We start from the raw sequence: 18656 nt of genomic DNA, 5'->3' as shown, positions 1-18656 counted from the left end.
CAAAAACCCGGAAATAATCAGGTTGTATTTCTCAAATCGAAACCGGGTCGCTTTCCGTAATCTTACCGACAAAACCGGTTTTCGATCAAGGAAGCGGCCGCTCACGCCCGGTTCACGCGCCTGTTGAATGCATTTTAGGTCGCGGCAAGGCAGAATACGCTCGATCATCAGCCGGAGGATGCAATGTCAATAACGCGCCGCAATTTTGTAGGATTACTTGGGGCCGCAACGGCCATGCCCGGTGCCCTGTCTGCGCAAACGGACCCTGTGCTGGACGCGGTTCGGTCCACGCTGTACAGCAGTCGCACGGATTTCGAGAAAAGCATGAAATTTCTGGTCGAGCGCGGCAGCCCTGACGTCGTGCCCGCCCTGCTGACCGCCATGCGCTATGGCCGTCGCCGCAGCGATGACATCACCCAGGTCATGCGCACCCTCACCGGCGAAGATATTGGTACCGACTGGTTCGACTGGATGATCTGGCAGGAAAAGAACCCGCAAGTCGTGCCTCACCCCTCGCTAATCCCGTTCAAGCGCGAAGTGTTGCTGGGCATCGACCAGAATTTCGACGAATTCCTGCGGCCCGAATATCTGCAACGCGACAAGATGAAGATCCGGTTGGAAGAAATCACATGGGGCGGTGTTCAAAAGGACGGCATCCCTTCGTTGGACAATCCTACACTGATCTCTGCCTCGGATGCGGATTATCTGAAGGACGGCGATCTGGTCTTTGGTGTTTCGATCAACGGGGATGAGCGCGCCTATCCGCTGCGCATCATGGGCTGGCACGAAATGTTCAACGAAGTGATCGGAGGCGTCCCGGTCGCACTGGCCTATTGTACGCTCTGCGGGTCGGGTATCTTGTTTGAGACCCAGGTTGAAGGACGGCGGAAGCCCTTTGTCTTTGGTTCATCGGGCTTCCTGTACCGTTCGAACAAGCTGATGTTTGACCGCGAGACCCATTCGTTGTGGAACCAATACTCCGGCAAACCGGTCGTCGGCCCTCTGGTCGACAGCGGGATCGAGTTGAAACAGCGCCCTGTGGTCATCACCACATGGCAAAGCTGGAAGGCGTCGCATCCCAAGACCCAGGTTCTGTCGCTCAGCACCGGCCACCGGCGCAACTATGGGTCGGGTGTGGTATATCGCGACTATTTCGCCTCGTCCGAGTTGATGTTTCCGGCGCTGGTCGATCAGTCGCAGCACCGGCAGAAGGACTATGTCTTCGCCATCCGCCAGTTCGGTGCGGCGCGCGCATGGCCGCTGGATGCGTTCAGCAACACGCGGGTGATCAATGACGCGATTGCCAACCGGCCCTTGGTGCTGATCGGCAACCCCGACAAACGCGCCGTTCGCGCCTATGAGCGCAAGTCCAACCGCTTTACCGCGTCAGATGGTGGGCTGGTCGACCAGAAGGGCGGAAAGTGGCGCCTGACCGAAGAGGCGCTGTTCGGGCCAGACGGCACAGAATTGCCGCGCGTGGCCGGACATATCTCGTACTGGTTTGCGTGGGACAATTATCTGGGTGACACAGCGACGGTCTATCGCGGCTAGGAATGTTCCTCGGCCGCCGTGGCAGCCAGCGCGCGGTTATAGGCTTTCAGCGCATCAATGTGGAACAGCGCGCCGACCGGGTTTTCGCAGCCGTCTTCGTCAATGATCACGACCGGGATACAGGGAACGTCGTCCCGGTCGAAATAGGGCATCGCCGCCTCAAGCGTGGCGCTGGCCTTGACACAAAGGCCTTGTTGGATCAGCGCCTGCGCCTCTTCCCTGGTGATCGAGCGCGGATCGCCAATCGGGCGCATCACCGCCCCCGCCCGCAGCATCGCCAGCAGGTAGGCCTGTGGCCCCGCGGCCAGATGCACGTCACGGCGTTCCAACTGTGTCAGGAAGAATGACCGGTCCACAAGGCGCGAGGCCAGTGCGGTGGACATCGAGACCGAGACCATCACCGCCAGTCCGATCTGCCATTCACCGGTCAATTCAAACACAATCAACGTGGTCGAGATCGGCGCGCCCAACACAGCAGCGGCCACTGCGCCCATCCCGGCAAAAGCATAAAGCGACGGTGTCCCCGACACATCCGGCAACACCCCCGTAGCAATCCAGCCAAAGGCCAACCCGGTTAATGCTCCTACCATCAATGAGGGCGAAAAGACCCCTCCACCCATACGTCCGCCCATTGTGATCGCCAAGGCGACAGTTTTGATAACGGCAAACAGGATCGCGGCAGACAGAGTCAGATCCCCGGCCAAAGCGCGGATCGTGGTCTCATATCCAACGCCAATGATATGGGGAAACCAGATCGCAATCAGACCCAGCATCGCCCCGGACACCGCAGGGCGCAGCCATCCCGGAAGGGATAGGCGGTTTTGGATATGGTTGCCGATATCCTCAGCGAAAAAGATCGATCGCATCAGCAGCAACGCCACCAGCCCGCACACAAGGCCCAGGATCAAAAAGGCGGGCAGTTCCACATAGAATTGCAGCGTTCCGGGCGTGTCCAAAGTAAACTCGGTCACGTCGCCATATTCCAACCGGTTGATCACCGTCCCAGCAACCGAAGCAATCACGATGGGTGCAAACGCATGCACAGCAAAGTGCCGCAGCACGACCTCGAGCGCAAACAATGCGCCGGCGATGGGTGAGTTGAAGCTGGCTGAAACCGCCGCCGCCACTGCGCAGCCCAGCAGGTCACGACCGGTGATCCCGTCGGCATGGATACGATTACTGACCCAGGTCGAGATCACCCCGGCCATGTGCACAACTGGGCCTTCTCGCCCCGAGGAACCGCCAGTGCTAAGCGTGATCAGCGAGGCAAAGAACGAAGCGACCCCGGCCTTCCGTTCGACCCGTCCATCGGTCAGCGCCGCCCCTTCGATCACGTCCGCGACCGAGCGCACCCTCCCGTCATCGGTGAACCTGTGCAGGATGATCCCCACGATTAGACCCCCGACAATGGGGGTGATCAGGATCATGAACCAAGGCAACATCTCGGCGTGGCTGTGGAGTAGTAGGATGTTTTCCGTATCATAGACCCAGGCTTGCAAGGCGCGGATCGCCTTGCGAAATCCAAGCGCCATGAACCCGGCTGCGATCCCGATCACAAGCGCGATAAGCCAGAACTGAAACTGGCTGGGTCCGCGCCGCCGCATCACCCGCCATGCATCCTTTATGGCGGCCAAAGCCTGATGCAGCTGGTTGCGCAAAACGGTGCGGGTTGATTGGCTCATGTGCCCTCGGGGGATCAGTACCTACCCCTTACTAAGCTACGGGCGGCACGGATAAAAGCGGGATCGCGCAGGTGAGAAGGTCTATGCGTCCAACAGGGCACGCGCGGCGGCGCGCGCCTCGTCCGTGATGGTGTCGCCTGCAACCATGCGGGCGATCTCATCCACCCGGTCCGGGTCGGCCAACGGGATGACGGTCGACAGAGTTTGCCCCTCGGTGACTTGTTTTTGAACCCGCCAGTGATGTGCCGCACGCGCAGCTACTTGAGGCGAGTGCGTCACGACCAGAACCTGCCCGCCCTGCGCAAGCGAGGCCAGACGGCGGCCCACCGCATCGGCAGTTGCCCCGCCGACACCGCGGTCGATTTCATCGAAGATCATCGTGCGGGCGCTATCTTCGCCGGTCAGACAGACCTTGAGCGCCAGCAGGAAGCGGCTGAGCTCTCCACCCGAGGCGATCTTGTTCAGCGGACCCGAAGGTGCGCCGGGGTTGGTGGCAACGGTAAAGGCCACTGCGTCGGCGCCCTCGGGGCCGGGATCAGTGGGAGATATTTCGGTCTGAAACACCGCTCGTTCCATCTTGAGCGGCGCAAGCTCGGCCATCACAGCCGCATCCAACTGCCCCGCTGCCTGCCGGCGCGCATTACTAAGCGCTGTCGCAGCCCTGTCATAGGCAGCCTGCGCAGCCTCAACCGCAGCACGCTGATCAGCCAGATCGGCATCACCTGCGTCCAGTTTGTGCAGACGCTCACGTAGCGTATCGGCAAACGCGCCCAGATTATCGGGGGCCACGTCATGTTTGCGGCCAAGTGCGCGGATGGCGAACAGACGCTCCTCGGCCTGCTCCAATTCTGCGGGGTTGAAGTCCAAAGCTTGTAGGCAGACATTGACGCCATCCTGCGCCTCGCCCAGTTCGATCAGGGCGCGGCCAAGCGCGGCGATGGGTTCCTCTAACTGACCGCCCGCGTTGTCGGATACGCCTTCCAGCCAACGGACTGCGTCGGACATGGCGCCTTCAGCCCCGTCTCCGCCCAGCAGGTCAAAGGCCCGCGCCACGTCGTCTCGTATGCGCTCGGCTCCCTGCATCATGCGGCGGCGGGCGTCCAGTTCGGCGTCTTCGCCCGGTTGTGGGTCCAGCTTGTCTAACTCTGCCACGGCGTGACGCAAGAATTCCTCTTCCGCGCGCATAGCGGCCAAGGCAGCCTCGGTCTCGGCCAACGCTTTCCGCGCGCGCGACATCCCGTTCCAGGCCGCACGAACCGAGGCCAGATCATCCGCGACCCCGGCATAGTCATCCAGCATCGCCCGATGCCCGCGCGGGTTCAACAGGCCTCGGTCATCATGCTGACCGTGCAACTCAACCAATGTCTCAGACAACGCCCGTAACACCTCGCCCGAGCAGCGGCGGTCATTGACCCACGCGGTCTTGCGCCCCTCGGCGGTGTTCACGCGGCGCAGGATCAATTCCTCGCCGCTGGGCAATCCGGCCTCGGCCAGAATGGCGTGGGCGGGATGATCGTCCGATAGCTCGAACTCGGCCACAACCTCGCCCTGCGCAGCACCCTGACGGACCAATTCGGCGCGACCGCGCCAGCCCAGCACAAAGCCCAGCGAATCCAGAAGAATTGACTTGCCCGCACCGGTTTCACCGGTCAACGCGTTCAGGCCCGGTTGGAAGGTCAGTTCCAACCGGTCGATGATTAGCATGTCGCGGATATCAAGGGCGCGCAGCATCGGGTCTTAGCGTCCCACGCCGTTCGTCATGACGATTACAACCACTCACCTTTGACGGTCTGGCGGTAGATCTGGCTCAGCCAGTTGTTGCCCAGGCTTCTGGGTTTCAGCCCACGCGATGTCAGCAGCTTGTAGCCCGCATCATACCATTCCGACGAGCGGTAGTTGAACCCAAGGATCGCACCGGCCGACTGCGCCTCATCCACCAGCCCCAAGGACAGGTAGGACTCGATCAGACGATAAAGCGCCTCGGCGGTATGAGAGGTGGTCTGGAAATCCTCGACCACAACGCGGAACCTGTTGATTGCCGCCGTATAGTGATCCTGACGCAGATAATAACGCCCGATCTCCATCTCCTTGCCCGCCAGGTGATCAAAGGCCAGATCGAATTTCAGAACGGCAGAGGTTGCGTATTCGCTGTCCGGATAGACTTCGATCACCGTGCGCAGGGATTGCAACGCCTGAAAGGTCAGACCCTGATCGCGCCCAACCTCGTCAATCTGATCATAATAACTAAGCGCCAGAAGGTACTGCGCATAGGCCGCATCTTCATCCGCCGGATAGAAGTCGATGAAGCGCTGCGCAGCTGCGCGGCTTTCTTCGTAGTTCTTGTCAGAGTGATACGAGAACGCCTGCATGATCAGCGCGCGCTTGGCCCAATCCGAATAGGGATAAAGACGCTCGACTTCCGAGAAATACCACGCCGCATCATCCGAGCGATTCTGCGACAGCTCAAACTCACCGCGTGTAAAAATTTGCTCGGGGGTAAACCCCTCAAGGTTCTGGCTGCGGTCGGCCCCTTGGCCGCCACATGCTGACAAAACTGCTGTCAGAAGAATCGCGCCCGCGAATCTGACCGCCGCCCTGGTGCCACCCATTCCGCCTATCCTTGTTGTATTACTTGTCGGAGCGAACCCCGGATTTAGGCTTGGTTTAGCACATATAATTCCGGGGCAAAACGCCTTAGTAAAGCCAGCACCGGAATTGTACGCAGAGTTGATCCAATCAGGCGACAGCCGGGATTTCGTCCCAGATCAGGCCCTGACCGGGCAAACGCGCGGCTTGTTCGGCCGTGCACAGGATCGGTCGCACTGCGCCTGGCGTCTCGAAGAGGGTGCGCAGCAATGTGTTGGTCAACGAGTGGCCGGACTTGTCGCCGGTGAAACGACCCAGAATCGGACCGCCCGCGAGGTAGAGATCCCCCAGCGCGTCCAGCATCTTGTGGCGCACAGCCTCATCTGCGCGACGGAACCCGCCCGGCGTCAGAACCTCGTTCCCCTGAACCACCACGGCGTTTTCTAGCGTGCCACCCAGGGCCAGACCGTTTTCGCGCATCGCTTCAACATCTATGCGACGGCAGAAGGTGCGGCAATCGCTGAGTTCCCGCGCAAACGATCCGTTGCGCATGTCCAGCGTTTTGGTCTGACGGCCAATGGCGCCATCTTCAAAGTCGATGTGGAAGTCAATGATCAGACCGTCCGCAGGCGCAATCGACGCACTGGCCCCCTCACGCGAGGCAGAAACGGGCTTGAGCACCTCATAGGCCAACACCGGGCTGGCCTGACGGCGCACACCTTTGGTCATGATCCCGCGTACAAATTCGATCGAAGACCCATCCATGATCGGCACTTCGGGACCGTCAATCTCGATCAGTGCGTTGTGAACACCACAACCCGCCAGCGCTGCCATGATATGTTCGACCGTCGATACCGACACACCCGCCTCGTTCACCAGACGCGTACACAGCGGGGTCCGCTCCACCACGTCGTAAATCGCAGGGATCAGCGCATTGCCCAGATCAATATCCGTCCGTTTGAACCAGATGCCATGACCGGCGGCTGCCGGTTTGAGAACCATGTTTGCAGGCTTGCCGCTGTGCAGCCCGACACCGGTAAACGTGATCGGAGATTTGAGCGTATGTTGCAATGTGGGCCTCGGTGAGTGGTGTCCGGCCTGCTTTGGCCGTGTTGGGCATTCAGTTAAGGAACGCAGGCGAAAGGCTCAACTCACTCTTTGTAACCGAATGAAACATGAATGTAACAGATCGGCAAAACCCTGCTTACATCGGGGTATATTGTTGTTTTGAAACGAAAAAGGGCCGCCACTAGGCGACCCCTTCTACGTATTTTGTTACCGCGATCAGTTCGCCTGACGGCGCAAGAAGGCCGGAATTTCGATCCGTTCCTGCTCGGGATCGGCCTGATCATGGGCGGGAGCCGTGGCGTCAGACTGGCGCATCACGGGCTGCTGACGCTGCGGTTGGGCCGGGGTATCCGCCGCGTGACCGGTCATCCGGTCAATCAGACGGTTGAAGCCAAACCGCGGGCGATCCGCCTCGGATTGCGGCGCCGGAGCGGGCTGCGGACGCGATGCCATATGGCTGCGATCCCCCGTAGGGACGTTCTGTACAGCGGCTTGCAGACGCTGCAATGCTTCGGGCGACGGAGTGCCTGCTGCAGGCTGAGGCTGCGGCGCATAGCTTTCCGGAGCAGGCTCAACCGGCTCGGGCGTCGGCTCGAATTCGGCGACACGTGGCTGATAAGCCGGAGGCGGCAGGCCATCATCGTCCTGTTCAGCCTGAGGTTGGAAACGGGGCTCGGATGGCTCCTCTGTCGCCTCGAACAGCGACGGTTCACGCACGGGCTCGGCTTCGACCGGTTCGGCAACCGCTGCCGGCGCTTCTTCTTCAGCCGCTTCTTCTTCTGCTGAAACCGTGCGGGTCAGCGGAGCCGACATCGAACGGCGCGCAACCGGCACGTCCTCGGATTTCTCAGTGGCGTCGATGCCAGTGGCCACGACCGACACGCGCATGCCACCTTCCATCGCGGTATCCAGTGTCGAGCCGACGATGATGTTGGCCTCGGGGTCCACTTCCTCGCGGATGCGGTTGGCGGCTTCGTCCAGTTCGAACAGGGTCAGGTCGTGCGAGCCGGTGATGTTGATCAGCACGCCTTTGGCACCCCTGAGGCTGATCTCGTCCAGCAGCGGGTTGGCAATCGCCTTCTCGGCGGCTTGAACCGCGCGATCTTCGCCGGTGGCCTCGCCAGTGCCCATCATCGCCTTGCCCATCTCGTCCATCACGGCGCGCACATCGGCAAAATCGAGGTTGATCAAGCCCGGACGCACCATCAGGTCGGTTACGCCTTTAACGCCCTGATACAGAACGTCATCGGCCATCGAGAATGCCTCGGTGAATGTTGTCTTTTCATTCGCCAGACGGAACAGGTTCTGGTTCGGGATAATGATCAGCGTGTCGACAACCTTTTGCAGCGCCTCAACACCGTCTTCGGCCTGACGCATCCGCTTGGCACCTTCGAACTGGAAGGGCTTGGTCACAACACCCACCGTCAGAACGCCCAGCTCACGCGCGGCCTGCGCAATGATCGGAGCCGCACCCGTACCGGTGCCGCCGCCCATACCGGCGGTGATGAAGCACATATGGGCGCCTGCCAGATGATCGACGATCTGCTCGATGCTCTCTTCGGCGGCGGCTGCGCCAACGGTCGGGCGTGCCCCTGCCCCCAGACCTTCGGTGACTTTCACGCCAAGCTGCACGCGCGCCGAGGATTGGCTTTGCTGCAATGCTTGCGCATCAGTGTTGGCGACGACGAAATCCACGCCATCCAACTCTTTTTCAATCATATTATTGACGGCGTTACCACCTGCGCCGCCTACGCCAAATACCGTAATCCGAGGCTTCAGTTCATCGTGCCCGGGCATCGAAAGATTCAATGTCATGCTTCTGTCCGCCTGTTTATATGCTCCGCCAACGCGGTGTTTTTCTTACCTATCCTTAAACAATCCTACCGACCGAAACCGCAAAGGTCACGCCAAAAATCGCCAGACTCCACAAAATATGGAGGAATTAAGGCATAATCCGCCGGTATTTCGTATTGTTTGCCAGATGTTGCGAAATGAACTCAATCCAACACAAAACATACCACTGCCCGAGGGCCGCAGCCGGTTGCGCAGATTGCGATTCAATCGTTTTTTGGGTGCGGAAACCTGCTCGGGTCCTCGCATAGGGCCTCTGACGTGCCTTGTGGATATCTTGCTGGATTCGACGCCTCTCCGCAAGGGAATTCTTCAACCAATAGGAGTACTTGGACAATTCAGACTGTCGTCCGAGATGCTACGCACCTCTTGAATTTCACCGTTCGTAATTTCCGCCAAACGCACCAACAGACGATCATTGTAGACAAACGGCCACCAACACACCGGGAGACCATCTGGATCGTCGTCATATAGGAAACAAACCTTACCATCAGGGGTAGTAATCTGACCGTAGACACAACCTCTACCTTCCATCCGCCAGACTGATAGAGTCGGACTCAGGAACTCTTCGGTGCCGACCAGGCCACCGCCGGGCAGAAGATGGAATCGGACCGTCTTGCCTTGCACTGTATCCAGAAACGCCTCGGGCGTTATCAGGGTCTGCGCGCGGACAGACGCCGGAATCGCGGCAACCAGCGCCGCGATCAGGAGTTTACCAATTGTCACGGAACCAGCGCACGGCGCGTTTGAACGGGCGTGCGGCATAGGTATCGACGGGAATATCGAAATCCCACCATTCATCCTGCGGATGCGCCGCAAACAGGCTGAGCCCCACCACGGATGAGAATCCTGGCCCCGTCGCCGATTGCGGCAAGCCGTGTACGCGCAATGGACGGCCCAGACGCACGCGCTGGCCCAGAATTCGAGTCGCCAGCCCATCCAGCCCCATGATCTGACTACCTCCACCGGTCAGAACGATCTGTTGGCTGGGCAGATGGTCGAACCCAGCGGCGTCCAGACGAATGCGGACTTCCTCGAGGATTTCTTCGACTCGGGGACGCATGATGCCGATTAACTCGGCGCGGCTGACGGTGCGCCGGTCATGTTCCCAATCGCCGGTATCGCCACCGATGTCGATCAGGTCGCGGTCATCCGCCCCGGTGGCGTGAACGCCGCCGTTGAAGGTCTTGATCCGTTCGGCCACATTCGCAGGCACGCCAAGACCCATCGAGATATCACTGGTCACGTGATCCCCACCCATGCGCACGCAATCGGCGAAAATCATGTGCTTTTTCATAAAGATAGACACGCTGGTGGTACCGCCACCCATGTCAATACAGGCCGCGCCGAGCTCTTGCTCATCCTCGACCAGTGCAGAAATCCCCGACACATAGGCCGAGTTCGCGATCCCTGCCAGTTCCAAGTCACACCGCTTTATGCAGCGCACGATGTTCTGGATCGCAACCGCATCCACGGTCAGCATATGCATATCGACGGCCAGCGACTGCCCCATCTGGCCACGCGGATCAATCAAACCCGAGCGGTTGTCCAAGGCAAAATTCACAGGCTGCGCGTGCAACACTTCACGGCCGGCACCATAGTCGGGGACATCGCAGGCGTTCAGCACCCGACCGACCTCGGCCTCGCTGACCACCTGCCCTTCCAGATCGACCTGCGCATCCAGACCGTAGGACCGAGGATTCGCGCCCGAAAAACAGGCAATGACGTGATCAACACGGATCTCGGCCATTTTCTGCGCCGCTTGCAGGGCGGTTCGAATGGCTCGTTCGGTTTCCTGCATCGCGGTGACTTCACCGAATTGCACCCCACGCGACCGAGTCGTCGCCGCGCCGATCACCCGGAACCCGGTCTGGCCGGCCAGTGACCCGATCCCGCTATCTTCATGCAGACGACCAGCACCGTCGAACCGCAGCACAAGGCAGGAAATCTTCGAGCTGCCAACATCCAGAATGGCCACGACACCGCGCTGCATTGCCTGCCTGCGCATCTGCCGCATGGCCCGTTGGGACTGATAAAGATCGGTCATCATGGTCGTTACTGCCTGCTACTCACATCGGTTTTAGTACCCCACCAGTCGTCGCTGGCGGCTTTGGTCATTCGTATCGTCGGACGCTGGCCGAGGCGCATGTCCACAACGGCCACGTCACGTTCCAACAGGTCCTGCACTTCGTTCACCGCCAACACATGCTCCAGCGCACGCACGGGACGTTCGGTGGGCAACATGATGCGCTGGCCGCGATCCAGAACCAAATCCCAGCGGCGCTCGCCTATGCGTACCAACCCGCGCACACGCGCACCAAGGCTGCGGGCGGTTGTCAGAAGTTGCAGTGCCTCGTCGACATGCCCATCCGCGCCTTTACCTGCAATTAGTGGCAGATGCGCATGATCCTTGCGCGAGGCGATTCGTTCCACATGTGCGCCGGTTTCGTCCAGCAACTCGGTCCCGCTGCGGGTGCGCCAAACCACGACGGGCTGACGCTCGACCACATCCACCTGCAAGATACCGCCGGGGCGGATCCGAACGGTGGCGGATTTAACCGGATCAAGCCCGGTAATCGTGTCGCGGATCTGTTCGGCATCCAGGTCCCAGGAACTGATCGGAAAATCCAGCGGCACGACCTCACGGATATCTTCGGACAGGTTGGTGCCTGCCCCGTCGATCGCCATAAGATTGACCATGAATTCTGGTCGCTGCTGGATCGAGGTCTTGATGTCGTTGACATAGGCCACAACGGCCTCACGCCGATCTTCAGCACTGAAATAGAGCGTAGTGGCCGCGCAGATTGCAAACACAGGCAGGCCGTACTTCAACCCGCGCCGAATACTCGGTGTCAGCATCCAACGTTGTATACGGTAGCTCAGCCGCGATGGCGCCGGATCGAACCTCTGCGATTTACGGCCAAACAGCTTAACCCCGCCCAGCCGCAGCTTGGGCTGCGTATCGTGCCGTTCGCCCGATGCAAAATCAGCATCAGGGCCGGACGGCTGCGTGGTCCGACGAATGACGGGGGCACGGGTGGCTCTTAGCGGTCGCATGAGGCGTCCTCCACCATCCAGGCGCAAAGCTGTCCGAAACTCATGCCGCAATGCTCAGCCTGTTCGGGCACCAGCGAGGTCGGTGTCATGCCCGGCTGGGTGTTGGTTTCCAGCAGGAACAGACCGTCCGCACCCATACTGTCATCCCAGCGGTAGTCGGTGCGGCTGACACCCCGACACCCCAAGGCACTATGGGCCTTCAGTGCATAGTCCATGCAGCGGTCAAAGATATCCTGAGGGATGTCGGCAGGCAGCACATGCCACGAGCCGCCGGGCTTGTACTTGGCGTCATAGTCATACCAGCCGCCATCGGTCATGATCTCGGTCACGGTCAAGGCGCGGTCGCCCATCACGGTAACAGTCAACTCGCGCCCTGCGATGTATTTCTCGACCATCACATGATCTGGCATGTCGTCGGACAGACGAGGCGGGCAATTCGCACCTTCCGAGACAATATAGATCCCAACGCTGGAACCTTCGTTGTTCGGTTTGGCCACATAGGGCGGCTCCATCGCGTGGGATGCCGCGACCTGTTGCTTGGGTAGGATCACGCTGGGAACGATCGGCAAGCCTTCGGTCTGGTAGATCTCTTTGCTGCGTTGTTTGTCCATCGCCAAGGCCGAGGCCAGCACTCCGGAATGCGTGTACGGAAGGCGCATCCATTCCAACAAGCCCTGCACACAGCCGTCTTCGCCCCAGCGCCCATGCAGCGCGTTGAAAACCACATCTGGTTTGATTTCCGACAGGCGCACAGAAAGGTCGGGACCCGCGTCCAGTTCGACCACTTCAAAGCCTTCTCCCCTAAGGGCGGCTGCGCATTCGCGCCCGCTGCTGAGAGACACCTCGCGTTCCGCCGAGGGGCCGCCCATCAATACCGCCACTTTGGGGTGTGTCCTGCTCGACTTACCCACTTAGCGCCTCAATGTCTCCGGACCTTATGTGGTGGTCCGTACTGCGTTTATGCCTTTGATCCGTCGCCTGAATTTGCCTGTTTTGGTCTGACGGTTGGGGCTTTATTCTTTCAACGGATCTCCGACCCGCATGATTTCCCACTCTAGCGTGATGCCGCTTGTTTCGTAAACCTTTTTTCGCACCTCTTCGCCCAGACCTTCAAGGTCAGCGGCAGTGGCACCGCCAGCGTTGATCAGGAAATTGGAGTGCTTCTCGCTCATCTGTGCGCCACCTTTGGTGGCCCCGCGCATTCCGGCATCGTCGATCACTTTCCACGCCTTCAGATCATGCACGTCATCCGCCCGTCCGGTCGAGGAAAACCCAGCTGGGTTGCGAAAGGTCGAACCTGCGCTGCGGTCTTTTGTGGGTTGGGTCTCATCGCGTTTTTGCAATTGCGCCGCCATCCGGTCATGCAGCGCTTGTGGATCACCCGCGGGTCCCTCGAACGTGGCCGAAATCAGCACCGCCCCATCGGGCAAATCCGACTGGCGATAGCGGAAGCTCAGGTCCTGCGGCGTCAGGTCCACGACCTCGCCCTGGCGCGTGACAATGGTGGCTCTGCGCAGCACATCCGCCGTGTAGCTGCCATAGCAGCCCGCGTTCATCCGCACCGCCCCACCGACCGAGCCCGGAATGGTCCGCAAAAACGTGAGGTCCACCCCCGCATCTGCCGCTTTGCGCGCCACATGCGCATCCAGCGCCGCGGCACCTGCTGTAACGGTGTTACCTGCGATCTCGATCCCGTTGAACCCGCGCCCTAGCCGGATCACCACGGCGCGCAAGCCGCCATCCCGGACGATCAAGTTTGACCCAACACCCATGGGGAACACGTCGAAATCTGCGGGCAGGTCGCGCAGAAACCCTTTCAGATCGTCGATATCCGCAGGTTGGAACAAGTAATCTGCTGGACCGCCGACACGAAGCCATGTCAGGTCGTTCAACGCTCGGTTCTGGGTCAGCTTGCCACGGGGTTCTGGAAGAGATGTCATTCGGGTTCCTTCGCGGATTTACTTCCTCCGCGCAAGCCGTATCTGTCACTGAGCCGAACCGAGCATCCGACGTATCCAGCGCCCCAGATAAATCACCGGCCAACGCAGCACGGACATACCCATCGCCAGCACCAACAGTCCGATCCACGGGCCGTTCTGCAAGGTGACATAGCCCAATATCGGAATCCCCACCGCAATCAGGACATAGGCGCGGGTCCAGTGGTTGTCTTTGCTGGGGATCATCGCCAGCACATTCGCGGCGATTCCCCACAACGCAGCCAGAGCGATTGACCAATTCATTCCTGAACCTCCTGCCCGGTCCAACGGTGCCAGTAGTGGCGGATCGGTCTACGGAACATGGATGCAAACCCCGCGAAGGCCAGCACTGAAACGAACCAGCCGAAATCATGGCCCAACCAGACGATCAGCGCAGGGGCACTGACGAACAGCACAACACCCGGCGGAAACTGCAGGCGCAACGGCAACATCGCCACGATGGTCGAGGCAATCACCCAAAGTCCCGCAAACACCACTGAATTTACCATGCGCCCCTCCGAGGACGTTGTTTCGCGGCTGCAAACGCTCAAATCAGTCGAGCGTCAAGTTGGTTCCCTGCGTCACACAGCTTGTTTACGTTGCAAGCGGTCCGGCAAACCGTTGGCCCAGGCGCTGATTGTCCCGGCGCCGAGGCAAACAACCATGTCGCCGGGGCGAGCTTGTTCGCGGACCAGACGCTCCAGATCGTTTTCATCCAGCAGCGCGCGGGCGTGGCGATGGCCGTGGCGGATCAGGCCCTGCACCAGATCATCGCGGGATGCACCCTCGATCGGGTCTTCTCCGGCGGCAAAAATGTCGGCAATGGCGACCACGTCGGCGTCGTTGAAACAGGTGCAGAAATCCTCGAACAGGTTCGACAGGCGCGAATAGCGGTGCGGTTGGTGAACGGCGATCACACGCCCATCGCTGGCTTGGCGCGCGGCTTTCAGCACGGCGGCAATCTCAACCGGGTGGTGGCCATAGTCGTCGACGATGGTAACACCATCGACCTCGCCGACCTTGGTAAAGCGGCGATTGACGCCACCGAAATTGGCCAGCGCATCGCGGATTTCAGCGGTTTTCATGCCCAGATGGCGGGCAACGGCCACGGCGGACAAAGCGTTCGAAACATTGTGGTCGCCGGGCATGGGCAAGGTGCAGCCTTGGATCACCGTGTCCTCGTATTGCAGGTGGATATCGAAATGAGCGACACCGCCCTTATAAGTCAGGTTCACGGCCCGCACATCGGCCTGCGCGTTGAACCCATAGGTGCGCACCCGGCGGTCGCTGATGCGGCCCACCAGCGTCTGCACCTCGGCATGGTCGGTGCAGCACACAGCCAGACCGTAGAAGGGCAGGTTCGAGACGAACTCGTAAAACCCATCCCGCAGCCGGTCGAAATCACCCCAATGCTCCATATGCTCGGGGTCGATATTGGTGACGATGGCAATGGTTGCAGGCAGGCGGTTGAACGAGCCGTCGGATTCGTCGGCCTCGACCACCATCCATTCACCCTGTCCCATCCGCGCGTTGGACCCGTAGGCATGGATGATGCCGCCATTGATCACGGTGGGATCGAAATCACCGGCCACCATCAACTCGGCCATCATGGTGGTCGTGGTGGTCTTGCCATGAGTTCCGGCGATGGCGATGTTGGATTTCAGGCGCATCAACTCGGCCAGCATATCGGCGCGGCGCACCACCGGCAGGCCCTGCGCGCGGGCACCGTCCAATTCAGGGTTACCCGGCTTGATCGCGGTGGAGACCACAACGACGGCTGCGTTTTCAAGGTTTTCGGCGCGCTGGCCCACGAAAATCTCGGCCCCCAGACCGGCCAGACGGTCGGTGATCTTGGAAGCTTTCAGGTCCGAGCCTTGCACCCGGTAGCCCAGATTCAGCAGCACCTCGGCAATGCCCGACATCCCAATTCCGCCGATGCCAACGAAATGGATCGGACCTACGTCTTGCGGCAGTTTGGTGGCTGGATTCATGGGGTCTCCTTCTGCGCCAGCTCTTCGACAAGGTGGACCAGACGCTCGGTCGCGTCCGGGGCTCCGGTCGATAGGGCGGCACGGGCCATCTTTTGTGCGGCCTCGGGGTTTGTCAGAACGGCGGTGATTTGCTCGGTCAGCGCGGCAACGTCAAGCAGGTTTTCGGGGATCATGATCGCGCCACCCGCCTGCACCAGCCCGCGCGCATTGGCGGTTTGATGGTCGCCCGCAGCGGCGGCAAAGGGGACAAGGATCGAGGGTCTCCCGATGACCGAGATATCGGCCACACTGGACGCGCCCGAGCGGCTGATCACCAACTGCGCATCCGACATCCGCCGGGGGACGTCATCGAAAAAGGGCAGAACCTCGGCCCGGATGCCATGGTCAGCGTAAAAGGCGGTGACACGTTCACCATCTTCATCGCGGGCCTGATGGGCCACGCGGATATGGTCGCGCAGGTCTTCCGGCAGCGCCGCAAGCGCGCCGGGCACCACATCACTGAGGATACGCGCACCCTGGCTGCCACCCATCACCAGAACTGACATCGGGTAGTCTCCGGGCGGGATATAGCCTGCCGCGGCACGTTCCAGCACCGCGCCGCGCACCGGGTTGCCGGTATGGACGCCCTTTGCGCCGTCGGGCAAATCCGTGGGCCAGACCCCGCAGGCCACCTGCGCCACGCGCTTGGCAAACAGCTGGTTGACCCGCCCCAACACGCCGTTCTGCTCATGGATCATGCGCGGAACGGTCAACAGCGTCGCTGCCCCCAGCGCCGGGATCGAAGGATAGCCACCGAAGCCAACCACCACATCCGGGCGGTCGCGCATCATTTGCATCGCCATGCTGGTCACGCCGCCCGCAATCTTTGGCCCGACCAGCGCCTTGGCCGCCAGCCCGCCACGCGCGAAGGTGGCCGAAGTCGCCTCGACAATCTCGGTCGAATGGGGAAATCCGCCGGTATAGCGCGCACCGCGCGCATCAGTGGACAGGCGCACGCGCCAGCCTTTCTGCAGCATCGCCTCGGCCAGCGCCTGCGCGGGGAACATGTGCCCCCCGGTGCCGCCTGCCGCGATCAAAAGATAAGGCATCAGCCGCGACCGCGTAGAATGTCACCCAGCTCACCCTGCGGGCGGGTTCGGGTGAAGGCCAGCAACATGCCCACGGCGATGCCGCCCGCAATCAGGGACGAGCCGCCATAGCTGACGAACGGCAGCGTCATGCCCTTGGCGGGCAACAAACGCACCGCCACGCCCATGTTGATCATCGCCTGAACGCCGAACATGCAGGCCAGACCGGTGCCTGCCAGACGGATGAACATGTCACGCTCGCGCATCAACCGCAGCAGCGAGCGCACGACGATCAGCGAATAAAGCGCGATGATGATCAGCACCAGGATCAGCCCATATTCCTCGGCCGCGACAGCGATGATGAAATCGGTATGCGCATCGGGCAAGGACCACTTCACCTGCCCCTCCCCCACGCCAACGCCGAACAGACCGCCTTCGCGGATCGCGTTGGTGGCATAGCCAAGCTGCGTGGTCGGATCGACCTCTTGGTTGAGGAAACCGTCAATGCGGCGGGCAAAGTGCTCCGAGTTGGAATAGGCCAGCATTCCGCCCAGCACTACGGCCCCCGCCATGCCCACCAGAAGCAGCATCGGCGCACCGGCCACGAAATACATCACGCCCCAGCCAAACAGGATAAGGCAGGCCTGCCCGAAATCCGGTTGAAGCACCAGCATCGCCACAATCGCCATACAAAGCGCGAACGACCACAATCGCCCCGGCGGGCCGTTGATCTCTTGCGAAGCCGCCAGCAGCCACGCGGCGACAACGATGAAGCCGGGTTTCAGGAACTCAGAAGGTTGCAGCGAGGCAAATCCCAGCGAATACCAGCGCACCGCGCCCTTGCCGAAATCGGTCCCGAAGACCGGAAGAAAGGCCAGCGCCACAAACGCGCCCAGAAAACCCAGTACCGCCAAACGTCGCACCAGTGTGGGCGACATCATCGAGGTCAACAGCATCGCCACCAGCGCCAACCCGCCAAAGAGCGCCTGCCGTTCGACATAGTGGAACGGATCGAACCCGTTGCGCCCAGCCAGCGGCGGCGATGAAGCCAGCCCCAGCAACAAGCCAATGACAAACAGGATCAAAACGCAGGACATGGTCCAGCGATCAATCGTGCGCCACCACTTTGGTAGAATCGGTTCGCCGCGCGTGTCCTGGACCGCGCCATACACCATCTCAGTCATGAGATACCGCCACTCTCTGCCTCGTTCACGCCCCGTTTTCGGAGTCTGATTGAGACTCTACAGCGGTTTTGCCGTTTGGGCTAGGGAAATAAGGGAAAGATAGGAAAATCTCCGCCTAGCGCGGAGACGCCAGCAGATCGGCAAAACGACCAGTGTCACAGCCTTGGCTTGGGTGCCGCGGGCTGGTCGGAATCGCCCGAATTCGGCTCTCCCTTCGGTTCGATCAGCAGCACCTTGACCTCGCGCTCTGCACGCGGACGGTGCACGACACCTGTGGGAACCACAAAGATCTCTCCGGCCCGCACGGTTTGCGAGGGCTGGCCTTCGATATCCATGATCATCTCACCCTCGAGCACCAGAAAGAAATCATCGGTGGTGTCATGTTTGTGGAACGGAAACTCGCCCTGAAATTTCACCACCATGACGTCATTCTGGTTGTAGTCGGCGACGACATGCGGGTCCCAATGTGTTGAGAATTGCGCCAGCTTTTCTTGCAGGTTGATCGGGTTCATTTCGGTTCCATCGGGTGTGCGGTGACAGGGAAATACCCCATATCATTCGAGAACTCGCAGGCGATTTGCAAGCCTGCACGGATCAACACAGCGTATGGGGCCTTGTCTTTCGCCCTGATCCAAGCCATCCC

Annotated in this window: 17 protein-coding genes; 1 reads left to right on the top strand and 16 read right to left on the bottom strand. The window is 60.5% G+C overall.

The window, feature by feature from the left end; all coding sequences use genetic code 11:
* Window positions 1-183 precede the first annotated feature (183 nt).
* Window positions 184-1551, top strand: coding sequence for a DUF3179 domain-containing protein (locus tag GOV80_RS09005; protein WP_170784142.1), 1368 nt, complete (start codon window positions 184-186; stop codon window positions 1549-1551).
* On the opposite strand, the gene GOV80_RS09000 is transcribed toward GOV80_RS09005, so the two are convergent.
* The 16 genes from GOV80_RS09000 to GOV80_RS22535 all read right to left on the bottom strand — a co-directional run bounded on the left by GOV80_RS09000 (window position 1548) and on the right by GOV80_RS22535 (window position 18653).
* Window positions 1548-3233 (bottom strand): chloride channel protein, encoded by a 1686-nt coding sequence (locus tag GOV80_RS09000; RefSeq protein ID WP_170784140.1) that lies wholly within the window; start codon window positions 3231-3233, stop codon window positions 1548-1550. The two genes, GOV80_RS09005 and GOV80_RS09000, sit on opposite strands and share 4 nt — an antisense overlap.
* 81 nt (window positions 3234-3314) lie before the next feature.
* Entirely contained in the window at window positions 3315-4964 is a 1650-nt protein-coding gene (gene recN, locus GOV80_RS08995) for a DNA repair protein RecN (protein ID WP_170784138.1), read from the bottom strand.
* A 35-nt stretch (window positions 4965-4999) separates the two neighbouring features.
* Window positions 5000-5842, bottom strand: a complete 843-nt coding sequence (locus GOV80_RS08990) for an outer membrane protein assembly factor BamD (RefSeq protein WP_170769223.1) — start codon at window positions 5840-5842, stop codon at window positions 5000-5002.
* A gap of 127 nt (window positions 5843-5969) precedes the next feature.
* Window positions 5970-6890, bottom strand: a complete 921-nt coding sequence (gene lpxC / locus GOV80_RS08985; protein WP_170784136.1) for a UDP-3-O-acyl-N-acetylglucosamine deacetylase — start codon at window positions 6888-6890, stop codon at window positions 5970-5972.
* 213 nt (window positions 6891-7103) lie between these two features.
* The gene (gene ftsZ / locus GOV80_RS08980) at window positions 7104-8702 is read right to left on the bottom strand and encodes a cell division protein FtsZ (protein WP_170784134.1); all 1599 of its coding nucleotides are present in this window, start codon (window positions 8700-8702) and stop codon (window positions 7104-7106) included.
* Window positions 8703-9450: 748 nt separating this feature from the next.
* On the bottom strand, window positions 9451-10785 hold the full coding sequence (gene ftsA / locus GOV80_RS08975) for a cell division protein FtsA (protein WP_170784672.1): 1335 nt from the start codon (window positions 10783-10785) through the stop codon (window positions 9451-9453).
* 8 nt (window positions 10786-10793) lie between these two features.
* Entirely contained in the window at window positions 10794-11795 is a 1002-nt protein-coding gene (locus tag GOV80_RS08970) for a cell division protein FtsQ/DivIB (protein ID WP_170784132.1), read from the bottom strand.
* Window positions 11783-12706 carry a D-alanine--D-alanine ligase gene (locus tag GOV80_RS08965; protein ID WP_170784130.1) on the bottom strand — a complete coding sequence of 308 codons (924 nt, stop codon included), beginning with the start codon at window positions 12704-12706 and terminating at the stop codon, window positions 11783-11785. The genes GOV80_RS08970 and GOV80_RS08965 overlap by 13 nt, the downstream gene beginning before the upstream one ends.
* A gap of 102 nt (window positions 12707-12808) precedes the next feature.
* Complete coding sequence (gene murB, locus GOV80_RS08960) at window positions 12809-13735, bottom strand: UDP-N-acetylmuramate dehydrogenase (RefSeq protein WP_170784128.1); 927 nt, start codon at window positions 13733-13735, stop codon at window positions 12809-12811.
* A gap of 45 nt (window positions 13736-13780) precedes the next feature.
* Window positions 13781-14035: a DUF2484 family protein gene (locus tag GOV80_RS08955; RefSeq protein ID WP_170784125.1), complete on the bottom strand. Its 255-nt coding sequence runs from the start codon at window positions 14033-14035 to the stop codon at window positions 13781-13783.
* Entirely contained in the window at window positions 14032-14280 is a 249-nt protein-coding gene (locus GOV80_RS08950) for a DUF2484 family protein (protein ID WP_170769215.1), read from the bottom strand. Before GOV80_RS08950 ends, GOV80_RS08955 begins: the two co-directional genes overlap by 4 nt.
* A gap of 72 nt (window positions 14281-14352) precedes the next feature.
* Complete coding sequence (gene murC / locus GOV80_RS08945; RefSeq protein ID WP_170784123.1) at window positions 14353-15762, bottom strand: UDP-N-acetylmuramate--L-alanine ligase; 1410 nt, start codon at window positions 15760-15762, stop codon at window positions 14353-14355.
* A complete protein-coding gene (locus GOV80_RS08940) occupies window positions 15759-16850 on the bottom strand; it encodes a UDP-N-acetylglucosamine--N-acetylmuramyl-(pentapeptide) pyrophosphoryl-undecaprenol N-acetylglucosamine transferase (RefSeq protein WP_170784121.1) in 1092 nt (363 codons plus the stop codon). Before GOV80_RS08940 ends, murC begins: the two co-directional genes overlap by 4 nt.
* Window positions 16850-18013, bottom strand: coding sequence for a putative lipid II flippase FtsW (gene ftsW / locus GOV80_RS08935; protein ID WP_170769212.1), 1164 nt, complete (start codon window positions 18011-18013; stop codon window positions 16850-16852). The genes GOV80_RS08940 and ftsW overlap by 1 nt, the downstream gene beginning before the upstream one ends.
* Before the next feature lie 155 nt (window positions 18014-18168).
* Window positions 18169-18525 (bottom strand): cupin domain-containing protein, encoded by a 357-nt coding sequence (locus tag GOV80_RS08930; RefSeq protein WP_170784119.1) that lies wholly within the window; start codon window positions 18523-18525, stop codon window positions 18169-18171.
* On the bottom strand, window positions 18522-18653 hold the full coding sequence (locus tag GOV80_RS22535) for a hypothetical protein (protein WP_272871033.1): 132 nt from the start codon (window positions 18651-18653) through the stop codon (window positions 18522-18524). Before GOV80_RS22535 ends, GOV80_RS08930 begins: the two co-directional genes overlap by 4 nt.
* Between the last annotated feature and the right edge of the window lie 3 nt (window positions 18654-18656).

The organism is Ruegeria lacuscaerulensis, from assembly GCF_013034685.1.
In the GTDB taxonomy this organism is placed as follows: domain Bacteria; phylum Pseudomonadota; class Alphaproteobacteria; order Rhodobacterales; family Rhodobacteraceae; genus Ruegeria; species Ruegeria lacuscaerulensis_B.
Note: the sequence above shows the minus strand (reverse complement) of the source record. Positions and strands in the feature narration are given on the sequence as shown.

Bases quoted from the DNA above. Each gene is read 5' to 3' on its own strand.
- GOV80_RS09005 (WP_170784142.1), top strand. From the start codon at position 184: ATGTCAATAACGCGCCGCAATTTTGTAGGATTACTTGGGGCCGCAACG.
- GOV80_RS09000 (WP_170784140.1), bottom strand. From the start codon at position 3,233: ATGAGCCAATCAACCCGCACCGTTTTGCGCAACCAGCTGCATCAGGCT.
- recN (WP_170784138.1), bottom strand. From the start codon at position 4,964: ATGCTGCGCGCCCTTGATATCCGCGACATGCTAATCATCGACCGGTTG.
- GOV80_RS08990 (WP_170769223.1), bottom strand. From the start codon at position 5,842: ATGGGTGGCACCAGGGCGGCGGTCAGATTCGCGGGCGCGATTCTTCTG.
- ftsZ (WP_170784134.1), bottom strand. From the start codon at position 8,702: ATGACATTGAATCTTTCGATGCCCGGGCACGATGAACTGAAGCCTCGG.
- ftsA (WP_170784672.1), bottom strand. From the start codon at position 10,785: ATGACCGATCTTTATCAGTCCCAACGGGCCATGCGGCAGATGCGCAGG.
- GOV80_RS08970 (WP_170784132.1), bottom strand. From the start codon at position 11,795: ATGCGACCGCTAAGAGCCACCCGTGCCCCCGTCATTCGTCGGACCACG.
- murB (WP_170784128.1), bottom strand. From the start codon at position 13,735: ATGACATCTCTTCCAGAACCCCGTGGCAAGCTGACCCAGAACCGAGCG.
- GOV80_RS08955 (WP_170784125.1), bottom strand. From the start codon at position 14,035: ATGAATTGGTCAATCGCTCTGGCTGCGTTGTGGGGAATCGCCGCGAAT.
- GOV80_RS08950 (WP_170769215.1), bottom strand. From the start codon at position 14,280: ATGGTAAATTCAGTGGTGTTTGCGGGACTTTGGGTGATTGCCTCGACC.
- murC (WP_170784123.1), bottom strand. From the start codon at position 15,762: ATGAATCCAGCCACCAAACTGCCGCAAGACGTAGGTCCGATCCATTTC.
- GOV80_RS08940 (WP_170784121.1), bottom strand. From the start codon at position 16,850: ATGCCTTATCTTTTGATCGCGGCAGGCGGCACCGGGGGGCACATGTTC.
- ftsW (WP_170769212.1), bottom strand. From the start codon at position 18,013: ATGACTGAGATGGTGTATGGCGCGGTCCAGGACACGCGCGGCGAACCG.
- GOV80_RS08930 (WP_170784119.1), bottom strand. From the start codon at position 18,525: ATGAACCCGATCAACCTGCAAGAAAAGCTGGCGCAATTCTCAACACAT.
- GOV80_RS22535 (WP_272871033.1), bottom strand. From the start codon at position 18,653: ATGGCTTGGATCAGGGCGAAAGACAAGGCCCCATACGCTGTGTTGATC.